The sequence below is a fragment of the Nonomuraea sp. NPDC049637 genome, from assembly GCF_040675235.1.
Taxonomy (GTDB): domain Bacteria; phylum Actinomycetota; class Actinomycetes; order Streptosporangiales; family Streptosporangiaceae; genus Nonomuraea.
Window position 1 is genome coordinate 144877 of the sequence record NZ_JBFAOM010000004.1, and the last position, 19951, is coordinate 164827.

The window sequence follows — 19951 nt, forward strand, 5'->3', positions numbered from 1 at the left end:
GGCAGGAGGGCGTCGCCGGGCCGGGACGCTCAGGTGAGCAGGCGGGTCAGCACGCGGGTGCCGAACTCCAGGCCCTCCACCGGCACCCGCTCGTCCTTGCCGTGGAACATGCCGAAGTAGTCCAGGTCGGGCCGGAGCATGAGCGGGGCGAAGCCGTACCCCTGGATGCCGATGGTGGCGAAGGACTTGGCGTCGGTGCCGCCGCTCATCACGTACGGGACCGGCCGCGCCCGCGGGTCCTCGGCCACCAGCGCCCCCGCCAGCTCGTCGAAGAACGCCGACGGGTACGGCGCGGCGGGCGCCTCCTCCAGGTTCACGAACTCGCGGGTGATCTTCGGCCCGAGCAGCTCGTCGATCGTCGCGAGGAACTCCTCCTGCAGGCCCGGCAGGTACCGGCCGTCCACGTGCGCCGAGGCCGTCGAGGGCACCACGTTCACCTTGTACCCGGCGTCCAGCATCGTCGGGTTCGCCGAGTTGCGGATCTGCCCGTGGAACAGCTCGCCGAGCGGGCCCAGCCGGGCGGCCTCGGCGTCCAGCCGGTCCAGGTCGATCGGCCGGCCGGTGATCTCCGACAGGCTCTCCAGGAGCGCGGCGACCGACGGCGTCAGGCGCACCGGCCACTGATGGGCGGCGACCCGCGACAGGGCGTGGGCCAGCGTGGCGACGGGGTTGTCCACGGCGGGCCGCGAGCCGTGGCCCGCCACGCCGTGGGCGGTCACCTTCATCCAGGCGGTGCCGCGCTCGCCGACGGCGATCGGGTAGACCCGCCGCCCGCCGGACTCGACGCTGAAGCCGCCCGACTCGCTGATGGCCTCGGTCACGCCGTCGAACAGGTGCCGGTGCTCGGTCACCGCGTACCGGGAGCCGTGGTCGCCGGTCGCCTCCTCGTCGGCCAGGAAGGCCAGCACCAGGTCCCGCTTCGGCCGCACGCCGCGCGCCGTCATGTCCAGCACGGCCGCGAGCGTCATCGCGCACGAGCCCTTCATGTCCACCGCGCCCCGGCCGTACACGCAGCCGTCGGTGATCTCGCCGGAGAACGGGTGCATCCGCCACTCGGCGGGGTCGGCCGGCACCACGTCCAGGTGGCCGTGGACGAGCAGCGCGTCGGAGGAGTCGCCGTCGATCCTGGCCACGACGGTCGTGCGCCGGGGCTCGGACTCGAACACCACCGGCTCCAGCCCCGCGTCGGCCAGCAGCGTGGCCACGTACTCGGCCGCCGGGCGCTCGCCCGAGCCCGGGTTGGTGGTGTCGAACCTGATCAGGTCCGAGCAGATCTCGGCGACGCTCTTCACGCTCTCCCCTTCAGCGTCAGCGGCGGGACGCCGGGCGTCTCCAGGCCGAAGATCAGCCCGTAGAAGGCCAGCTCGGCCTCCAGCACCGCCACGATGGTCTCTTCCCTGCGCCAGCCGTGCTGCTCGCCGGCGAAGGTGAGCAGAGCCCACTGTTTGCCGTGCTTGTCCAGTTCGGCGGTGAATCGCTCGGCCTGGCTCACGTCCACGATCGCGTCCTCCAGACCGTGCAACATGAGGCATGGGCCCGATGCCCGGGCCGCGTTCAGGAGCGGCGAGCGGTCGGTGTACCGCTGCCGCGTCTCGGGCAACGGGCCCACCAGGCCGTCGAGGTAGCGCGACTCGAAGTCGTGCGTCTCGGCCGCCCAGCTCTCCGGGTCGGTGATCGCGTAGTGCGCGACGCCGCCCGCGAACACGTCGCTGTGCACCAGCGCGGCCACCGTGGTCCAGCCGCCGGCGCTGCCGCCCCGGATCGCGATCCTGGCCGCGTCCGCCAGGCCGAGCTGCACCAGCCCGCGCGCCACCTTTGCGCAGTCCTGGACGTCCACCACGCCCCACTGGTGCCGCAGCCGCTCGCGGTAGGCCCGGCCGTAGCCGGTCGAGCCGCCGTAGTTCACCACGGCCACGCCGATCCCACGGCTGGTGAAGTAGGCGACCTCCAGGTCCAGCACGACCGGCGTGTTGCCGGTCGGGCCGCCGTGCACGAAGATCACGTACGGCGCCGGCCCGGCGACCCCGGCCGGCGGGTGGAGATGGGCGTGCACGCCCTCGATCGTCACCGCCTCCGGCGTGGGCAGCAGCGCCCGGTCGGGCAGCGGCTTGGGGGCCGAGACGACCTCGTGCCCGCCGGTGGCGAGATCGACCAGGGTGACCTCCAGCGGCGTGTACGGCGTCGCCCCCACCGCCGCCGCCTTGCCCCCGGCCGCCGACACCGTCGAGGCCCAGTACGTGTGCTCCGCCCCGCCGATCTCCCGCAGGTCGCCCGTCGCCGGGTCCAGCACGCCCAGGCGGCGGTGGTCGGCGGTGCCGTACACGACGACCAGCCGCTCGCCCGCCGGGGCCAGGCAGGCCAGGCCCGGCTTCCAGGCCGCCGCGCCGAACTCCAGCTCCACGGGGGTGAGGTTGCGCGAGGGGGAGCCGTCGAGGTGCACGAGGTGCACGTTCCACCAGCCGGTCGGGTCGGTGACGGCGTACAGGGACTCCTCGTTGCGCCACTCGGCCTGCGTCACCGACTCCTCGGGGCCGCCGGCCACGACCCGGTGGGGGCCCGCGACGCCGCCCGGGGACAGGGGGGCCACGCACAGCTCGGTGCCGTCCCAGGGCATGTCGGGGTGGTTCCAGCCGATCCAGGCGATCCGGGTGCCGCCGGGGGACAGGCGGGGGTTCATCAGGAAATGGTGGGCGCGGGCGACGACCCTGAGCGGGCCGCCGTCCAGGGGGACCGCGACCAGGTCACGCGCGTCGTCGATCTCGCGGACCGCCCACACCTCGTCGCGGCCGGGCGGCAGGTAGAGGTCGCCGTACCGGGCCGGGCCCTCGGGGGTCAGGGCGACCGGCTCGGCGGCCGTCCCCGAAGCGCCGTCCAGGCGGTAGAGCCGCTGGTCGGCCCAATGGGTGAAGACCAGGCCGCCGCCCGGCAGCGGGCGCCAGGAGCGGCCGCCGTACTCGACCAGGCGGTTGCGGGCGTTCCAGCCCGGAGGCAGCGCGTCGGCGCGCGAGCCGTCGGGCAGGCGGCGCACCACACAGCGCCTGCCGCCCTCGTGCGGGCGCGGCTCGTCCCACCACACCTCCACGCCCTCGGGCGTGGCGACGGCCTCCACCCACTGGGGGCCGCCGTCGGTACGCGCCACATCGATCGGTCGAATACTCATGAAAGATCACCAATTGCCGTTGGTACAGGGAGGCAGCGGGTGCCCGGGCGGGTGGAGGACGTACACGATGCCGCCGCTGCCCGAGCTCCTCAGCCACACGTTCTCGAACGCTGCCCGCGGGTAGATCCGCCGAACCTCGCCGTCCGCGGGCGCGGCGGGGTCGTTGACGACGACGTCGCCCCCGGCGGTGAAGCCGGTGACGACGAGGATGTGCCCGTTCGTGGAGTAGCCGGCGCCGGGCAGCTCGTGGGCCCGGAACGACAGCGAGGCGATCACCGGGATCCCCGCCAGCACGAACGCCTCCAGCTCGGCCGCCGACAGCAGCCTGGTCACGAAGCCGGTCAGCCCGTAGCGCCCGGCGTAGGCCACGTTGAACGGCCAGTTCCCGGTGCCCTGGTAGCCGTCGTCGTAGGTGCCCATGGCCGCGTGGTCCACCGCCGGGGCGGGGTCGTCCGCGCCCACCCAGGCCAGCTCGCCGGGCCCGGGGCCGCGGCCCCAGAAGGCCAGCACCATCGCCACCGAGGCGGGGCTGCACCAGTTCGCGCCGCCGCCGTCCCAGTGCGGGTGGTGCCCGGCGTGCGCGTACTGGGAGTGGCCGGGCACGTCCAGCTCGACGTGCCCGGCCACCCCTGGCGTGCTCACCGTGACCGGACGCTGCGGCAGGGCCGAGGCCAGCACGCCGAGAGAGGTCATCCGCGCGCCCTCGCCGCGCGCGGTGACCCTCAGCTGGAACGCCACGACCGGCCGCCTGGCCACGAACGTGTCCACGGCCACGTCGCCGTCCTCGTCGCCCTGGCCGGGAACCGAGGTGCGCGGCCCGTGCTCGGACCACCGGCCCATGACGTACCACTTGGTCAGCGTGCCCGCCCCGGTCCTGGCCCGCAGCTCCACCTCGACCCCGCCGCCGGGCGGGGTGCGCGCGGTCCACGAGGGCACGAGCTGGGTGGCCGCGAAGCCGACCCGGTGTTCCTCGCTGGTCCACGTGCCTCCGGGCACGGTGAGACGGGTGAAGGCGACGCGCGCCAGATCGACGGTGAGCACCAGCCATATTGTGGTTTCACACCCGGTGTCGCACATCGGTTGGTTTACGTACCAGCCCGGACGTGCCCCCTCAGCGCGCGGGACGCCGGGGACGCGCGCGGCGCCCCCGGCGGGGCCGGATCAGAGGTAGAGGCCGGTGGACTCGTCGGTGCCCGCCGGGGCGATCGCGCGCCCGGCGCGCAGGGCGTACAGCTCGGCGAGGGTCGCCCCCGAGGCGCCCACACCCTGCGACGACCCCAGCCAGGCGACGGCCTCGTCCCTGGTCAGCGGGCCCACCTCGATCTGCGCCAGGCACCGGCCCGGACGGATCACGGCCGGGTGCAGGCGGGTCAGGTCTTCGTTCGTGGTGATGGCCACCAGCACGTCGCGGCCCTGGCCGAGCAGGCCGTCGGTGAGGTTGAGCAGCCGCGACAGCCCCTGCCCCGCCTGGGCCTTGGCGCCCGAGCTGATCAGCTCGTCGCAGTCCTCCAGCACCAGCAGCCGCCACCGCTGCGTGTCGTCGTCGGTGTCGTAGCCGACCGCCACCTCCATCAGGTAGCCCGGGTCGTTGAACAGCCGCTCGGGGTCGAGCACGCAGTCGACCTGGCACCAGTCGTGCCACTGCTTGGCCAGCGTGCGCAGCAGCGTGGTCTTGCCGGTGCCCGGCTGGCCGTGCAGCAGGATGAGCCGGCCGTTGACGTCGGCGGGCGTGGTCGCCATCAGGCGGCCGAGCGCCGGGCGCACCTGCGCCGAGTAGTTCGTGCCGATCTCGTCCCACGGCTGGGCGGTGATCGGCTTCTCCGACCGGTTGCCGCCGTGGGAGCCGCGCCACCAGAAGCCCATCTCGACGTGGTCGGCGTCGGGCATCGGCTCCTCGGCGCCGTCGATGCTCTCCTTCAGCACCGAGGCGGCCAGCTCCTCGCTGGCCGCCGTCACGCTCACCGTGGCGGTGCGGTTGCGGTGCCGCACGACCCGCAGCGTCCAGCCCTCGCCGCAGATGAGCCGCGACTCCGAACCGTCCTCCACCTGCGCGGTGCGCAGCACCCGGCCCTCGGCCGGCTGCAACCGGGCGTCCGGACGTACGCGCTCCAGATTGGCCAGCTTGGACCAGGGCTGGACGCCGGTCGCGAACGGCGACAACGCCAGCGCGTCGATGACGTCGATCGCTGAGTCGGCGTCGTCGATCCAGATGTTCATCGGCAGTTCGGACGAGGAGTCCGCACTGGGGAACGGCACCTCCCTGATCACAGACATAGGTAAAGGATCTCCTTCGTGGGCTCGGATGTCGAAGGGTTATGCGGGTGGTTCGGTCACTTCTTGGTGAGATTGCCGGTCTGGGTGACCATGCCCAGGCCGGGCACGTCCCGCCAGGTGTAGGTGAGAGTGTCGCCTTCCAGCTCCAGCCAGACAGTACCCGGGATGCAGCCGCCCGTGGACGTCCCGAGGGAGAAAGTCAGCCGGTCCGGGCGCACCTCGGTCAGGGTGATCGTGGCGGCGCAGTCGACCTGGGAGTCCTTCTCCTTCCAGGCCGCCCGTGACTGGCCGGCCTTCAGTTCGACCGTGTTCTCGGCCCCGTCGGGGTCGAGCGGGTTGGTGGTGTCGGTGTGGCCCGACCAGGTGCCGGCGAAGGCCGCCGGGATCTTCAGGTCGCCGGTGCGGCCGGTGGCCGGCGCCGTAGCGGCCGGGGAGGTGGCGGCGGGCGTGGCCGGGCCGGTGGCCGTGGACGGCGGCGCGGACGGAGGTGCGGACGGCGGGCTGGACAGGGCGGCGGCCGTGGACGGCGGCGGGGTGGACCGGGTGGCGGTCGAGCCGGGCGTGCGGGTGGTCAGCAGCACCACGCCGCCCGCCACGGCCAGGGCCAGCAGGGCCGCTCCCGCGCCGACCAGGGCGCGGCGTCCCCGATTTCGGGCCGCGCGGCTCTCGCGCGTGTCGGCCGCCCCCGGATCGAGCCTCGGAGACCGCGTTCCCCGCCCTGCTCCCGGCCCCATCTCCGGTCCCGGCCCCGTTCCCGGTCCAGCTCCCAGGCCCGGTCCCGGTCCCGGTCCTGGCCCGGCTCCCGGCGCCGATCCAGGTACCGCGCCCGGGCCCGCGCCCGGGCTGGGGGAGACCAGGGTCATCAGGAGGGCGGCGGCCGTCGGGCGGTGGGCGGGGTCCTTGGCCAGGGCGCCGGCGACCGGCCCGCGCAGCCGGGGCGGCAGCGCCGACAGGTCGGGCTCGGCGTGCAGCACCCGGTGCAGCACCGCCGGCACGGTGTCCGCCCCGAACGGGCTGACCCCCGTGGCCGCGTAGACCATGGTCGCCCCCCACGCGAACACGTCGGAGGCCCCCGAGGCGGGCGAGCCCGCGATCTGCTCCGGCGACAGGTACGCGGGCGTGCCGACCAGCCCCGAGGTGTGCGTCGCCGCCCCCTCGGCCCTGGCGATGCCGAAGTCCACCACCCGCGGCCCGTCCGGCCCGAGCAGCACGTTGGACGGCTTGAAGTCACGGTGGACGACCCCGGCCGCGTGGATGGCCGCCAGCGCGGTGGCCGTGCCGACCGCCAGGCGTTCCAGCTCCCCGCCGCGCAGCGGGCCGCGCCCGGCGGTGCTCCCGGCGGTGCTCCCGGCGGTGCTCCCGGCGGTGCTCCCGGCGGTGCTCCCGGTCGTGCCCCCGGCGGTGCCAGCGGCCGACCGCCCGGCCACCCGGTCGGCCAGCGAGGGCCCGTCCACGAACTCGCTCACCACGTACGGCCGCGAGCCCCGCGTCGAGACGTCGAGCACGCGGGCCGTGCAGAAGGAGGCGATCGACTCCAGCGCGTCGAGCTCGCGCGCCAGCCTGGCCCGGGTCTCCTGGTCACCGGCGTTGAGCAGCTTGACCGCGACCGGCTCCCCGGAGGCGGAGTGGGCCAGGTAGACCACGCCCTGCCCGCCCTCGCCCAGACGCCCGGCCAGCCGGAAATCGCCCAGGAACGCCGGATCGTCCGGTGTGAGGGGGATCACCATGGCGGCTACGTTACCGCTCGCCATGCGGAAGCCAAGATCGCCCGGTACCTTGTGACGTCGGTTAAATCACTCCTTACACGGAGGTATCGGGGAAGTGTCGAGGATCACGGTCCGCGAACGGGCGCGGTACTGGTTCGACAACACCATGTCCAGGGGGACGGCCTCGCTCATCGGCTGGCTCGCGGTGGTGTCGGTCGCACTCATCCTCGTGGTGGCCGCGCTCACGCTCTGGCTCGCGCCCCACGAGCCCGACGGCGTCAGCGGCCCCGGGCAGGTGTTGTGGATCGCCCTCATGCACGCCCTCACCCCCAGCAAGGTCGCCAGCGACAAGGGCTCGTTCGGCTACATGACCGTCATGTTCGCCGGGTCGCTGGGCGGCATCTTCATCGTCAGCATGCTCGTCGGCCTGCTGTCCAACGGCCTCAAGCAGAAGGTGGACCGCCTGCGCAGGGGCCGCTCGCGCATCGTCGAGTCCGGCCACACCGTGGTGCTCGGCTGGTCCGACCAGGTGTTCACGATCGTCACCGAGCTCGTCAAGGCGCACGCCAGCCAGAAGAACTCGGTCATCGCCGTCCTGGCCGACCGCGACAAGCTCGCCATGGAGGAGGACATCCGCGAGCACGTCGGCGACCTCGGCAGGACCCGCCTGGTCTGCCGCACCGGACGTCCCACCGAGCCGCGCGACCTCGGCCTGATGAACCTCACCGCCGCCAGGTCCGTCGTCGTGCTCTCACCCGAGGGCGAGGACCCCGACGCGCACGTCATCAAGATCCTGCTCGCCCTGGCCAAGCGGCACGGCTCCCACCCGCCCGTGGTCGCCGCCCTCGCCTCCGCCCGCAACCTGGCCGCCGCCCGGCTGGCCGGCGGCGCGGACGTGCACCTCGTGGACTCCGACGACACCGCCTCGCGGCTGATCGTGCAGTCCTCCCGCCAGTCCGGCATGTCCGTCGTCTGCATGGACCTGCTCAACTTCGACGGCGGCGAGATCTACCTGCGCGCCGACGAGGAACTGGTCGGCGCCACCTACAGCCAGGCCCTGCACGCCTACGAGACCGCCGCCGTCATCGGCTTACGCGGCCCGGCCGGCGTCGTGCTCAACCCGCCCATGGACACCGTCATCACGGCCAAGGACCAGATCGTCGTCATCGCCCACGACGACTCCCACATCAGGCTCGCCACCGGCGAGCCCCCGATCGACGAACAGGCCGTCATCACCGCCGCCGCCCCGAAGCCCGAGCCCGAACGCACCCTCCTGCTCAACTGGAACGGCCGCGCCGAGCAGATCGTGCGCTACCTGGACGGCTACGTCTCCACGGGCTCGGTCCTGGACATCGCCGCCGACCACCCCAAGGCCGGCGCCGGCCTGACCGGGCTGCGCACCCTCACCGTCAACGTCAAGGACTGCGACACCACCGACCGGTACGCGCTGGAATCCCTCGGCGTCGGCCTCTACCAGCACGTCATCGTCCTGTCCGACGACCGCTTCGACCCCCACCACGCCGACACCCGCACGCTCATGACCCTGCTCCAGCTCCGCGACATGCAGAGCACGCTCGGCGAGCACTACTCGATCGTCAGCGAGATGCACGACGAGGGCAACCGGGCGCTGGCCGAGGTCACCGAGGCCGACGACATCGTCATCAGCGACACCGTCATCGGCCTGCTGCTGGCCCAGCTCGCCGAGAACCGGCACCTCGCCGACGTGTTCGGCTACCTGTTCGACTCGCACGGCTCGGAGATCTACCCCCGGCCCGCCGCCTCCTACGTCGAGACCGGCGCCGAGGTCACCTTCGCCACCATCGTCGAGGCGGCCCGGCGCAGGGGCGAGACCGCGATCGGCTACCGCGACAACGTCTCCAGGAACGTCCCGCCGCACTACGGCATCGTGCTGAACCCCGCCAAGAGCGACACCGTCGTCCTCGGCCGGCAGGACTCGGTGATCGTCCTGGCCGAACGCTGACCCCGCGGCCCGGCCCGGGAGCCGTGGGCTACCGTGTGCGGCGTGAGGACCATCGACTGGGCCGGCGACGCCGTCGAGCTCGTGGACCAGACCCTGCTGCCCGGCCGGTGCGTGCGGCTGCGCGTGGAGACCGTGGCCGAGCTCGTCGCGGCGATCAGGCGGCTGGCCGTGCGCGGCGCCCCCGCGCTCGGCGTGGCCGGCGCGCTCGGCGTCGTGCTCGCCGACGGCGACCTCGGCCAGATCGCCGAGCTGCGCGCGGCCCGCCCGACCGCCGCCAACCTGGCCTGGGGCGTCGACCAGGCCGCCGCCCACCTGGACGAGGGCAGGCAGGCGGTGCTGGCGGCGGCGCTGCGGATCCGCGACGACGACATCGCCGCCTGCCTGGCCATGGGCGAGCGCGGTGCCGCCCTGCTGGAGGGCGACCGGCTAAGGATCATGACCGTGTGCAACACCGGCGGCCTGGCCGCCGTCGAACGCGGCACCGCCCTCGGCGTCGTCCAGACCCTGCACGAACGCGGCCGCCTGGCCGAGGTGCTCGCCCTGGAGACCCGCCCGCTGCTCCAGGGCGCCCGGCTCACCACCTGGGAACTGGCCAGGATGGGCGCGCCGCACCGGCTGGTCGCCGACTCGGCGGGGCCGTACCTGCTGGCCAAGGGCGAGGTGGACGCGGTGCTCATCGGCGCCGACCGCATCGCCGCCAACGGCGACACCGCCAACAAGATCGGCTCGTACGCGCTCGCGCTCGGCGCCGAACGGGCCGGCGTGCCGTTCATCGTGGTCGCGCCCGAGTCCACCATCGACCCCGCCACCCCGACCGGCGACCACATCGAGATCGAGGACCGCGACCCCGAGGAGATCCTCACCGTCGGAGGTGTACGCCTGGCGCCCGAGGGCACACAGGCGCTGAACCCCGCGTTCGACGTGACGCCGCACGATCTGATCACCGCGATCGTGACCGAACGGCGGGTGATCAGACCGTGAAATAACGCGATCCCCGGACCTGCTCACCTCGCTGGCGTTACGCTCGGTCGTCCCGATATCTACTCTCGGAGAGCACTCGTGGACATCGATCTGGTGTTACGCCGCGACTGGCAGGCACGCGCGCCCCGCGGCGCCTACACCCAGCTTGACTCGACCAAGGGCGTCAAGGTCCACTACACCGGCGGCCGGGTCGAACCCGCCATCCTGTCCGACCACGCCGGCTGCGTCTCCCTCGTGCGGTCGATCCAGGCGTACCACATGGACGGCAACGGCTGGATGGACATCGGATACAGCTTCGTCGCCTGTCCGCACCGGAAGGTCTTCGAGGGGCGGGGGCTGCACCATCTGCCGGCGGCCAACGGTCCCGGGCTCAACAGCGGTCACTACGCCGTGCTCGGTCTGGTCGGCAACGCCGGGCTCGTCCAGCCGCCCGACGCGATGCTCGACGCCGTCCTCGACGCCGTCCAGTACGTCCGCGACCGGGGCGGCGCGGGCAAGGAGATCAAGGGCCACCGCGACGGCTACTCCACCGACTGCCCCGGCGACCCCCTGTACGCCTGGATCAGGCGCGGCGCGCCCCGCCCCGGCGGCGGCACCACCCCGCCCCCGCCCAAGGGCGCGCCGCCCTTCCCCGGCCGGCTGCTGAAGTACCCGCCGGTCATGGAGGGCGAGGACGTGCGCACCTGGCAGCGGCAGATGCACAAGCGCGGCCACGACCTGACCGTCGACGGCGCGTACGGCGCCCGCTCGCGCGACGTGTGCCGCACGTTCCAGCGCGAGCAGGGCGTCGAGGACGACGGGATCGTGGGCCCGCTCACGTGGAGGCTGGCGTGGGAGGCGCCGCTCGCCGACGGGTAACCCCCGGATTACTGCGGCGGCCGGGCAGCGCCTACTATCCGTTGCATGGAACTGGCAGCGGGCTTTCCTCCCACCACTCGCGACGACTGGCGGGGGCTGGCGGTCGAGGTCCTGCGCAAGTCGGGGGTCGAGGCGGGCTCGCCCGAGGAGGCGCTGTCCAGCCCGACCTACGACGGCGTGCCGGTCGCGCCGCTCTACGACGCGGGTGACCTGCCGGGCGATCCGGGGCTGCCGGGCGCGCCGCCGTTCACGCGGGGGGCGCGGGCGCGGCCCGGCTGGGACGTCCGCCAGCGGCACGCCGTGGCCGACCCCGAGGCGGTGCTGGCCGACCTGGAGAACGGCGTCACCTCGCTCTGGCTGGTCGTCGGCGACGGCGCGATCCCGGTGGGCGCGCTGCCCGCCGTGCTGAAGGACGTCTACCTCGACCTGGCCCCGATCGTGCTGGAGGCGGGGGAGCACACGCGGGAGGCCGCCGAGGCGCTGTTCGGCCTGGCCGCCGCGCAGGGCGTCACGCCCAGCGGCAACCTGGGCGCGAGCGGCGTCGAGGGGGCGGAGCTGGCCGGGCGGTGCGTCGCGGTCCCGGGGCTGCGCGCGGTCATGGTCGACGCCACGCCGTACCACGACGCGGGCGCCGCCGACGCCGAGGAGCTGGGCTGCTCGATCGCGCGGGGCGTGGCCGAGCTGCGCACGCTCACCGGCGCCGGCCTCACGGTTGAGCAAGCGCTAGGCCAGATCGACTTCCGGTACGCCGCCACCGCCGACCAGTTCGCCACCATCGCCAAGCTGCGCGCGGCGCGCCGGTTGTGGGCCAGGGTGGCCGAGGTGTGCGGCGCCGCCGAGCACGGCGGCCAGCGCCAGCACGCCGTCACCAGCACGGCCATGATGACCGCCCGCGACCCCTGGGTGAACATGCTGCGCACCACGCTGGCCTGCTTCGCGGCGGGCGTCGGCGGGGCGGAGGCGGTCACCGTCCAGCCGTTCGACGCCGCGCTCGGCCTGCCCGACGCCTTCTCCCGGCGCATCGCCCGCAACACGCAGTCGCTGCTGCTGGAGGAGTCGGGGATCGGGCGGGTGGCCGACCCCGCCGGCGGCTCCTGGTACGTCGAGCGGCGCACCGCCGACCTGGCCGAGAGCGCCTGGGCGTGGTTCCAGGAGATCGAGGCCGGCGGGGGCGTGGCGGCCGCCGGCGAGCTGATCGAGCGGCGCGTCGCCGCCACCCGGGCCCGCCGCGCCGACGACATCGCCCACCGCCGCTTCCCGATCACCGGCGTCAGCGAGTTCCCCGATCCCGGCGAGAAGCCGCTGCGCCGGCCACCCGCCCCCGCCGGGCGGCCGGTGGCCCGCTACGCCCAGGAGTTCGAGGCGCTGCGCGACGTGGCCGACGCCCTGCCCGAGCGTCCCAAGGTGTTCCTGGCCACCATCGGGCCGGTCGCCGCGCACACCGCGCGGGCCACCTTCGCCGCCAACCTGTTCCACGCCGGCGGCCTGGCCACCGAGACCGCCGGGCCGGGCGCCGACCCCGAGCAGATCGCCACCGCCTTCGCCGTGAGCGGCGCCGCCGTCGCCTGCCTGTGCTCCACCGACAAGCTCTACGCCCAGCACGCCCGCGCCGTGGCCGCCGCCCTGCGGCACGCGGGGGCGAGACGCGTCTGGCTGGCGGGGAAGGGAGACTACGAGGGCGTGGACGCCTGCCTCTACGCGGGGTGCGACGCGCTCGCCGTGCTCCGTCAGACGTTCGAGGACCTGGAGGTGCTGCGATGATCCCCGACTTCTCGGGCGTCCCGCTCGGGCCGGGGGCCGGCTCCGGCGCGGCGGCCGTTCCCGGGGGCGAGGTGTGGGAGACGCCGGAGGGCATCGGGGTCAAGCCGCTCTACACGGCCGCCGACCTCGACGGGCTCGACTTCCTGCACACCTATCCCGGCGCGGCCCCGTACCTGCGCGGGCCCTACCCCACCATGTACGTCAACCAGCCCTGGACGATCCGCCAGTACGCGGGCTTCTCCACGGCGGAGGACTCCAACGCCTTCTACCGGCGCAACCTGGCGGCCGGGCAGAAGGGCCTGTCGGTCGCCTTCGACCTGGCCACGCACCGGGGTTACGACTCCGACCACCCGCGCGTGGCCGGCGACGTCGGCATGGCCGGGGTGGCGATCGACTCCATCTACGACATGCGGCAGCTCTTCGACGGCATCCCGCTCGACCGCATGTCGGTGTCGATGACCATGAACGGCGCGGTGCTGCCCGTGCTCGCGATGTACATCGTGGCGGCCGAGGAGCAGGGCGTCGCGCCGGAGGAGCTGGCCGGGACCATCCAGAACGACATCCTCAAGGAGTTCATGGTCCGCAACACCTACATCTATCCGCCGGCCCCTTCGATGCGCATAATTTCGGATATTTTCGCTTATACGAGCGAGAAGATGCCGAAGTTCAACTCGATCAGCATTTCTGGGTATCACATCCAGGAAGCCGGGGCGACCTGCGACCTCGAACTCGCCTACACCCTCGCCGACGGCGTCGAGTACCTGCGCGCCGGGATCGCCGCCGGCATGGACGTCGACCGGTTCGCCCCCCGGCTGTCGTTCTTCTGGTGCATCGGCATGAACTTCTTCATGGAGGTCGCCAAGCTGCGCGCCGCCCGGCTGCTGTGGGCCAAGCTGGTGTCGCGGTTCGGGGCGGCCAACCCCAAGTCGCTGAGCCTGCGCACGCACAGCCAGACCTCCGGCTGGTCGCTCACCGCCCAGGACGTCTTCAACAACGTCGCCCGCACCTGCGTCGAGGCCATGGCCGCCACCCAGGGCCACACCCAGTCGCTGCACACCAACGCCCTCGACGAGGCGCTCGCGCTGCCCACCGACTTCTCGGCCCGCATCGCCCGCAACACCCAGCTCCTCCTGCAGCAGGAGTCGGGCACCACCCAGGTCATCGACCCCTGGGGCGGCTCCTACTACGTCGAGCGGCTCACCCACGACCTCGCCGAGCGCGCCTGGGCCCACATCGAGGAGGTCGAGGCGGCCGGCGGCATGGCCAGGGCCATCGAGGCGGGCCTGCCCAAGCTGCGCATCGAGGAGGCCGCGGCCCGTACCCAGGCCCGCATCGACTCCGGCCGCCAGCCGGTCATCGGGGTCAACAAGTACCGCGCCGCCGACGACGAGCCCATCGAGGTGCTCAAGGTCGACAACAGCGCCGTACGCGCCCAGCAGCTCGACAAGCTGGCCCGCCTCAGGGCCGAACGCGACGGCGAGGCCGTGCAGCGCGCCCTCGACGCGCTCACCAAGGCCGCCGAGAACCCCGCGCCGGGCCTCGACGCCAACCTGCTCAAGCTCTCCGTGGACGCCGCCCGCGCCAAGGCCACCGTCGGCGAGATCTCCGACGCCCTGGAGCGGGTGTTCGGCCGGCACGCCGAGCAGGTGCGTACCATCTCCGGTGTGTACCGCGACGAGTCAGGGCCGGCCGAGGCCATCGAGCGCGTCCGCGAGGCCTGCGCCGACTTCGAGCGGAACGAGGGCCGCCGCCCGCGCATCCTGGTCGCCAAGATGGGCCAGGACGGCCACGACCGGGGCCAGAAGGTGATCGCCACCGCCTTCGCCGACCTGGGCTTCGACGTCGACGTCGGCCCGCTGTTCCAGACGCCGGAAGAGGTGGCCAGGCAGGCGGTCGAGGCCGACGTGCACATCGTGGGCGTCTCGTCGCTGGCGGCGGGGCATCTCACGCTGGTGCCCGCGCTGCGGCGCGCCCTGGCCGACCTCGATGCCGCGGACATCATGATCGTGGTGGGCGGCGTCATCCCGCCGGGCGACCACGACGAGCTGCGCGCCGCCGGCGCCGCCGCCATCTTCCCGCCGGGCACGGTGATCGCCGACGCCGCCCTCGACCTGCTCCGGACGCTCACCGGCCGCCCGTAGCCCGGCGGGTCACCGGCCGCCCGTGACCCGCCGGGCGGCTCGCCGGGAAGGTCGCCGGCCGCCTGTGACCCGTCGGGCGGCTCGCCCGGGTCAGAGGGCGTCGTCGCAGACGGTGACGGCGACGGTGCGCCGGCGGGCGACGGGCGCGGTGATCTGGAGCGTGACGCTGTGGGGGCCGGCGTCCGTCAGCGCGGTCGGCGAGGTCAGGTGCCGGGGGGCGTCCTCGGTGACGGTGGCCGAGGCGCGGGCGGTGACCGTGCCGTCGACGATCCAGGTGTAGCGGAGGGTGACCGGGGCGCCGGTCCTGGTCACCGCCGCCTGGAGCCGTACCGCGCCGTCCCAGCAGTCGCCGTTCCTGGTGCCGCCGGACGGGCGCAGGGGGGCCAGGGTGAGGCGGTCGGGGGACGGGGTCGTGCTGGAGGTGCTCTCGTCCTGCGGGCCGGGGACCGGGGCGCGGGTGTGCCGGGGACGTCGCGTGGGGGAGGTCGCGGTGCCGGGGGTGGGAGCGGGGGTGGGGGCGGTGGTCACGTCGGCCACGTGGGTGGCCTTGGGCGTGGGCGTCGAAGGGGTGAGCCACACGATCGCGCCCGACAACACCAGCACGGACACCCCGGACACCCCGGCCACCACCGCCGTCTTCACCCGCCGCCGCACCCGCACCTTGGGCGCTGCCCCCGGCTTGGCGGCCTGCGCTGCCATGGCCGGGGTGGGGGCCGGGGCCGGGGTCTGCGGTCTGGGCGGCCCCCCTTGGGGAAAGGGCGGCGTGCCCGCCACCAGGCGCAGCCCGGTCGTCCCGGACGCGGCCTCCGACGCCCCCGAGGGGGCCGAACGGGCCGCCGCCGCGGCAGGCGCCGGGCGGGCCGATGTCCCGGAGGGGGTTGGGTGGGGCGCGGTTGCCGAGGGGGGCGGGCCGGGGGCGGGGGTGGTGAGCAGGTGGCGGAGGACGTCGGCCATGGGCGGGCGGCGGGCGGGGTCCTTGGTCAGGCAGGCGAGGACCACGCCGAGCAGCGGTTGCGGCAGGTCGCCGGTGCGGGGTTCGTCGTGCAGGATGCGGTTGATCACCGCCGGCAGCGAGTCCTCGCCGAACGGCGGCATCCCCGTCGCCGCGAACACGATCACCGACGCCCACGCGAACACGTCCGCGGGCGCGCCCGCCTGCTGTCCCGAGAGCTGCTCGGGCGCCATGTACGCGGGCGTGCCCGTGATGGCGCCGGTCGGGCTCACCCCCGTCCCGAACGCCGCCGAGACGCCGAGGTCGGTCACCCGCGGACCGTCCGGCCCGAGCAGCACGTTGGACGGCTTGAAGTCGCGGTGCGCGACGCCCGCCCGGTGCGCCTCGGCCAGCGCCGTCGCGGTCGTCACCGCCAGCCGCCGCAGCTCGTCCGCGCCGCGCAGGGGGCCGGCCTCCTGGAGGGAGGGCCCGTCCACGTACTCGGTCACGACGTACGGCCGGCCCCTGACCGAGGCGTCCAGCACCCGCGCGACGCAGGACGGCTCCACGGCACGCGCGGCGGCGAGCTCCCTGGCGAACGGCTCACCGGCGGTGACGCCCTCGGCGAGCACCTTGACGGCCACCGGACCGCCGTCGCGCCCGCGTGCGAGGTAGACGACACCGTGGCCGCCCGCGCCGAGCCGCCCGGCCAGCCGGTAGGGTCCCACCGCCGCCGGGTCGCCCTCGCGGAGGGGTTCGACGTTGGGCATGAGGGGAGTGACTCCTGTGACGGCTGTGATCAGAACTCCAGCACCTTACTGGCAAATAACCGGACTTGTCAGAAGTTAGGCTGATCAATGAGAAGAAAGAGGTGAACCGGGTGCGCTCGCTGGAGGACTACGCCCAAGGCGTACGGGCAGGCTCCCGTACGTGGATCGCCCGCGCGATCACCCTGGTCGAGTCGACCAGGCCGGACCACATGGCGCTGGCCCAGCGGCTGCTCGTCGAGCTCACCCCGCTGTCCGGCCGGGCCCGCCGGGTCGGCGTCTCCGGCGTGCCCGGCGTGGGCAAGTCCACGTTCATCGACGCGCTCGGCACGTACCTCACCGGCCAGGGGCACCAGGTGGCCGTGCTGGCCGTCGACCCCTCCTCGACGAGGACGGGCGGCAGCATCCTTGGCGACAAGACCCGGATGGCACGGTTGTCGACCGATCCGGCGGCGTTCATCCGCCCGTCGCCGACCTCCGGCACGCTCGGCGGCGTCACGAAGGCGACCAGGGAGGCCATGGTCGTGGTGGAGGCCGCCGGGTTCGACGTGGTGCTGGTCGAGACCGTCGGGGTCGGGCAGTCGGAGACCGCCGTGGCCGACATGGTGGACACGTTCCTGCTGCTCACCCTGGCCCGAACCGGCGACCAGCTCCAGGGGATCAAGAAGGGCGTGCTGGAGCTGGCCGACGTGATCGCGGTCAACAAGGCCGACGGCGAGTACGAGCTCGCGGCCAGGAAGGCGGCCAGGGAACTGGCCGGAGCGCTGCGCATGCTGCGGTCGGACGCCGGGCCGCCGCCCGTCCTGACCTGCAGCGGGCTCACCGGGGACGGCCTGGAGGAGTTGTGGCGGCGCATCCTGGCCCATCAGGGCTCGCTGGACCTGGCCGCCAAGCGCCGCCGCCAGCAGGTCCAGTGGACCTGGACGCTGGTCCGTGACCGCCTGCTCGCCGAGCTGCGTCACGACCCCGAGGTGGCGGCGATCACGGCGGAGGTCGAGCGGGAGGTGCTGGCGGGGGAGCTGACCCCGGCACTCGCCGCCGACCGCCTGCTGTCGGTGTTCAAACGGCCCTGACGTCCGGCGGCCGGGGGCTCTCCACTCCCCGGAGGAACAGACTTGCGCCCGGGGGAGAAATATCCGTATCCGCAGCGTCATCTCCGATCCGACGGCTTGAGCGGGACATGTCACGATGTCGCGCAACCGACGTGGGGAGAAGCGCAGATGGGTGCGGAACCGATGCTGCCCGGAACGGTGGCGGCGGCCCTGGAGGAGTACGGCCGCCTGCTGGCCGGGCACGGCATCACGTGGGGCGAGCCGGAGATCCACTACGTGAAGTTCTTCGCCCGGCGCAGGGTGCTGCCGCCCTCGTTGTTCGGCACGTTCTGGCGGCTGGCCTTCGAGGAGGCCGCGCGGCTGCACCCGGGGCAGCCGATCGACCGGCTGGCCGCCCACCTCGCCGAGCCCGACTACGACCGGGTGCTGCGCGACACCCTGGCCGGCGAGCTGCCGCCGCACCTGGCCGCGCTGCGCGTCGGCCCGGACGGGATCGAGCTGCGGGGAGCGCCGGTCACCGTCCTGGCCCCCGGAGAGCCGCCCTCCGGGCGCGGCGCGGAGAAGATCTTCCTGCTCGTCGACTCCTCCCGCGACACCCCCTGCCCGGTCAGCGTGGACGACGCCCGCCGCGAGCTGGCCCCCCGCGGCGCCTGGCTGGTCGAGGCCGAGGCGGGCAGCGTGGTCGTGGCCGACGGACAGCGCGTCCGGCTCGACGCCCTGCTGCGCCCGGTCCCCGCCGCCCGGCTCACCCTGGTGGCGGGGCAGCCGTGCCGGTGGAGCGTCGCCTCCCGGGACGGCCGCGGCTGGTACCCGCCCGGCGTCCCGGCCCGCCACGACTACCACGGCAGGCCCTACTTCCACGGTGACGGCCGCACCCTCGACGTCCCGGCCGGACCGCTGACGATCACCGTCACCAGGGGCATGGAGTACGCCGAGTCCGCCCTGGACGTCACCATGGCCCCGGGCGAGGAACGCGTGGTCCGGCTCACCCCGGAACGCCTCTACGACGCCGCCGCCCGCGGCTGGTACGGCGGCGACCTGCACGTCCACCTCAACTGGGCCGGCGACCTGGTGGGCCTGCCCGCCGACGCGGCCGCCGCCCAGCTCGGCGAGGACCTGCACGTGCTCAACCTGCTCGCCGGGAACGTCTCCGGGCCGCGCGTCTACGACCGGGAGGCCCTCGACCACTGGGCGGGGGAGGACCTGCCCTGGTCCGACGCCACCCACCTGGCCCGCATGGGCGTCGAGTACCGCAACGACCTGCTCGGCCACGTCTACGCCTTCGCCCCCGAACGCGCGCCGGGCCGGTTCCACACCGGGTTCGCCGGCGACGCCGACTGGCCGCCGAACGCCGAGGGGCTGCGCGAGCTGCGCGGCCTCGGCGCGGTCCTCGGCTACAGCCACCCCTTCGCCACGCCGCTGGCCGACGGCGACCCGCCCAGGGCCGTCGTCTCCCCGGCGCCGCGCAACTGCGCCGCCCGCGAGCTGGTCGCCGACGCCGCGCTCGGCCTGGTGGACAGCCTCGACGTGCTCACCCACGCCTCGATCCCGTCCACGGCCGCCGTCTACCGGCGGCTGATCGGCGCCGGCAACCGGCTCGCCGTCACGGCGGGGACCGACTCGATGATCTCCTTCACGCGGGCGGACAACCAGTCCAGCCCGCCCGGCTGGGCCCGCGTCTACGCCCGGGTGGAGGGCGAGCTGACCGCCCGCGCGTTCGCCGACGCGGTACGGGCGGGCCGCACGTTCGCCACCACCGGCCCCTGGCTGGAGCTGACGGTGGACGGGCACAGCCCCGGCCACGTCATCGACGCCCGTCCCGGCGACCACGTCCGCGTCACCGCCACCGCGATCGGCCCGGAGGTGGCCGCCGTGCGCGTCCGTACGGCCGAGGGCGTGCGCGCGGGCGCAGAACGGCTCCCGGCCGGCGAGCGGCGCCCCGGCGGCGAGGAGCGGCTGACCGTGACGGCCGACCTGCGCGTGGACGAGCCGACGTACGTGCTGGCCGAGGCCGTGTGCGACCCGCACCCGCGCACCATGACCGGCACCGGCTACGCCCTGACCAGCCCCGTCCACGTGGACCTGGCCGGCCGCCGGGTGGCCAGGCGCGAGGACGTGCGCTGGTGCCTGGAGTGGCTGGACCTGCTGGAGGAGCTGATCAGGACGCACGCCCGCCTGACCACCCCCAGCCAGCTCGCCGACCACGTCGCCCTGCTGGACCAGGCCAGAGAGGTCTACCGCGGCCGCCTGTCCTGACGGTTCCCGACCTCCGGCGGCCCCTGGCTCCTCCCCGCGTCCCTTGCTCCTCCCACGCCCCTTGCCTTCCCACGGCCCCTGAA

Annotated in this window: 13 protein-coding genes; 7 read left to right on the forward strand and 6 right to left on the reverse strand. The window is 74.1% G+C overall.

The window, feature by feature from the left end; genetic code table 11:
• Positions 1 to 29: 29 nt before the first annotated feature.
• The 5 genes from AB0J71_RS07505 to AB0J71_RS07525 all read right to left on the reverse strand — a co-directional run bounded on the left by AB0J71_RS07505 (position 30) and on the right by AB0J71_RS07525 (position 7161).
• The gene (locus AB0J71_RS07505) at positions 30 to 1292 is read right to left on the reverse strand and encodes a M20/M25/M40 family metallo-hydrolase (RefSeq protein WP_352330993.1); all 1263 of its coding nucleotides are present in this window, start codon (positions 1290 to 1292) and stop codon (positions 30 to 32) included.
• Positions 1289 to 3160 carry a prolyl oligopeptidase family serine peptidase gene (locus AB0J71_RS07510; protein WP_364413286.1) on the reverse strand — a complete coding sequence of 624 codons (1872 nt, stop codon included), beginning with the start codon at positions 3158 to 3160 and terminating at the stop codon, positions 1289 to 1291. Before AB0J71_RS07510 ends, AB0J71_RS07505 begins: the two co-directional genes overlap by 4 nt.
• A gap of 6 nt (positions 3161 to 3166) precedes the next feature.
• Complete coding sequence (locus AB0J71_RS07515) at positions 3167 to 4201, reverse strand: C39 family peptidase (protein ID WP_364389656.1); 1035 nt, start codon at positions 4199 to 4201, stop codon at positions 3167 to 3169.
• Between the two features lie 120 nt (positions 4202 to 4321).
• Positions 4322 to 5434 (reverse strand): DUF5925 domain-containing protein, encoded by a 1113-nt coding sequence (locus tag AB0J71_RS07520; RefSeq protein WP_364389658.1) that lies wholly within the window; start codon positions 5432 to 5434, stop codon positions 4322 to 4324.
• A gap of 56 nt (positions 5435 to 5490) precedes the next feature.
• Positions 5491 to 7161: a serine/threonine-protein kinase gene (locus AB0J71_RS07525; protein WP_364413288.1), complete on the reverse strand. Its 1671-nt coding sequence runs from the start codon at positions 7159 to 7161 to the stop codon at positions 5491 to 5493.
• Between the two features lie 94 nt (positions 7162 to 7255).
• Here AB0J71_RS07525 and AB0J71_RS07530 point away from each other — a divergent pair, with 94 nt between their 5' ends.
• The 5 genes from AB0J71_RS07530 (at position 7256) to scpA (ending at position 14862) form a co-directional block, all read left to right on the forward strand.
• Complete coding sequence (locus tag AB0J71_RS07530; RefSeq protein ID WP_352328328.1) at positions 7256 to 9121, forward strand: potassium transporter TrkA; 1866 nt, start codon at positions 7256 to 7258, stop codon at positions 9119 to 9121.
• 42 nt (positions 9122 to 9163) lie between these two features.
• On the forward strand, positions 9164 to 10102 hold the full coding sequence (gene mtnA / locus AB0J71_RS07535; protein ID WP_352328327.1) for an S-methyl-5-thioribose-1-phosphate isomerase: 939 nt from the start codon (positions 9164 to 9166) through the stop codon (positions 10100 to 10102).
• Positions 10103 to 10180: 78 nt separating this feature from the next.
• On the forward strand, positions 10181 to 10960 hold the full coding sequence (locus AB0J71_RS07540) for an N-acetylmuramoyl-L-alanine amidase (RefSeq protein WP_352328326.1): 780 nt from the start codon (positions 10181 to 10183) through the stop codon (positions 10958 to 10960).
• A 45-nt stretch (positions 10961 to 11005) separates the two neighbouring features.
• A complete protein-coding gene (locus AB0J71_RS07545; protein WP_364413290.1) occupies positions 11006 to 12721 on the forward strand; it encodes a methylmalonyl-CoA mutase family protein in 1716 nt (571 codons plus the stop codon).
• Entirely contained in the window at positions 12718 to 14862 is a 2145-nt protein-coding gene (scpA, locus tag AB0J71_RS07550; RefSeq protein ID WP_364413292.1) for a methylmalonyl-CoA mutase, read from the forward strand. The genes AB0J71_RS07545 and scpA overlap by 4 nt, the downstream gene beginning before the upstream one ends.
• Positions 14863 to 14952: 90 nt before the next feature.
• Here the strand turns inward: scpA and AB0J71_RS07555 are convergent, their stop codons facing one another.
• The gene (locus tag AB0J71_RS07555) at positions 14953 to 16563 is read right to left on the reverse strand and encodes a serine/threonine-protein kinase (protein WP_364413294.1); all 1611 of its coding nucleotides are present in this window, start codon (positions 16561 to 16563) and stop codon (positions 14953 to 14955) included.
• Between the two features lie 101 nt (positions 16564 to 16664).
• On the opposite strand from AB0J71_RS07555, the gene meaB reads away from it, so the two are divergent.
• Entirely contained in the window at positions 16665 to 17633 is a 969-nt protein-coding gene (gene meaB, locus AB0J71_RS07560; protein ID WP_352326784.1) for a methylmalonyl Co-A mutase-associated GTPase MeaB, read from the forward strand.
• A 147-nt stretch (positions 17634 to 17780) separates the two neighbouring features.
• On the forward strand, positions 17781 to 19868 hold the full coding sequence (locus AB0J71_RS07565) for a CehA/McbA family metallohydrolase (RefSeq protein WP_364413296.1): 2088 nt from the start codon (positions 17781 to 17783) through the stop codon (positions 19866 to 19868).
• The last annotated feature ends 83 nt before the right edge of the window (positions 19869 to 19951 follow it).